This window comes from Streptomyces sp. NPDC052101 (assembly GCF_040680235.1).
Taxonomy (GTDB): domain Bacteria; phylum Actinomycetota; class Actinomycetes; order Streptomycetales; family Streptomycetaceae; genus Streptomyces.
Genome location: NZ_JBFAWH010000158.1, coordinates 1 through 1,100 on the forward strand (window position 1 = coordinate 1; position 1,100 = coordinate 1,100).

1 protein-coding gene and 1 pseudogene are annotated in these 1,100 nt (G+C 65.5%); one reads left to right on the top strand and one right to left on the bottom strand.

All coding sequences use genetic code 11. The annotated features are described in order from the left end of the window. Window positions 1–154: 154 nt before the first annotated feature. Entirely contained in the window at window positions 155–520 is a 366-nt protein-coding gene (locus tag AB0L75_RS44465) for a metalloregulator ArsR/SmtB family transcription factor (protein WP_044658723.1), read from the bottom strand. A gap of 82 nt (window positions 521–602) precedes the next feature. Between AB0L75_RS44465 and AB0L75_RS44470 the strand changes: the two are divergent. After that, window positions 603–1,100, top strand: a pseudogene (locus tag AB0L75_RS44470) (arsenical-resistance protein); the annotation flags it as partial.

Below are 1,100 nucleotides of genomic sequence, written 5' to 3' on the forward strand. Positions count from 1 at the left end.
CGCGGTGGCCATGCAGGTCCTGCTGGACCCGGCGGTGGCAGCGGACCAACGCGTCGCCGGCTAACCGGACTGCGAGCGACCGGCGTTGTGGACGCAGACGACCTGGACACTGGGCCGTGCGGTCAGGAGGATCTCCAAAGTCGGCGGCGGGGGTTCAGGCGATGTCGAGGAAGGAACGGAGCTCGGCGAAGGCCGACGGCACGACGGAGTAGTGCGCCCAGCGGCCCTTCTGCTCGCGCGTGAGCAGGCCAGCGTCGACGAGCTTCTTCATGTGGTGACTCACGGTCGGCTGGCTGATGCCCAGCGGCTCGGTGAGATCACAGGCGCAGACCGAATTGCAGCCCTGAGCAGCGACATGGGACAGAAGCCGGAGACGGGTCGGGTCGGAAAGCGCCTTGAGCAAGGACGCGATCCTCTCGGCCTCGACGCTGTCGACGGGCCCCGCTGAGAGCCTGCAGCACTCCTCAGGGCCGTTCATCGTCTCGAGCCCGGCAGCTGTGATCGCGGTCGTCGTGGACATGCCCCCACCTTACATTGACAGTCATCGATGTGAAGCATAGCGTTCGCATCGATATCCGTCGATGGAAGGTTCGGCCCCCCTCATGAGTACGACCACCAAGGATGTGGAGCAGCCCCGCGTGATGAAGGAGATGTCCTTCCTCGATCGCTGGCTCCCGGTGTGGATCCTGGCCGCCATGGCAGTGGGTCTCCTGCTGGGGCGGTTCATCCCCGGCCTGAACACCGCGCTGGAGGCGGTGAAGATCGGATCCGTGTCCCTGCCCATTGCGATCGGACTGTTGGTGATGATGTACCCGGTCCTGGCGAAGGTCCGCTACGACGAGACCCGGCGTATCGGCGCGGACCGACGCCTGCTGGTGACCTCGCTGGTGCTGAACTGGATCGTCGGCCCGGCACTCATGTTCGCCCTGGCCTGGATCTTCCTGGCCGACCTTCCGGAGTACCGCACCGGCCTGATCATCGTCGGGCTCGCACGCTGCATCGCGATGGTCCTCATCTGGAACGACCTCGCCTGCGGTGACCGAGAAGCAGCTGCGGTGCTGGTCGCGATCAACTCCGTCTTCCAGGTGATCGCCTTCGGT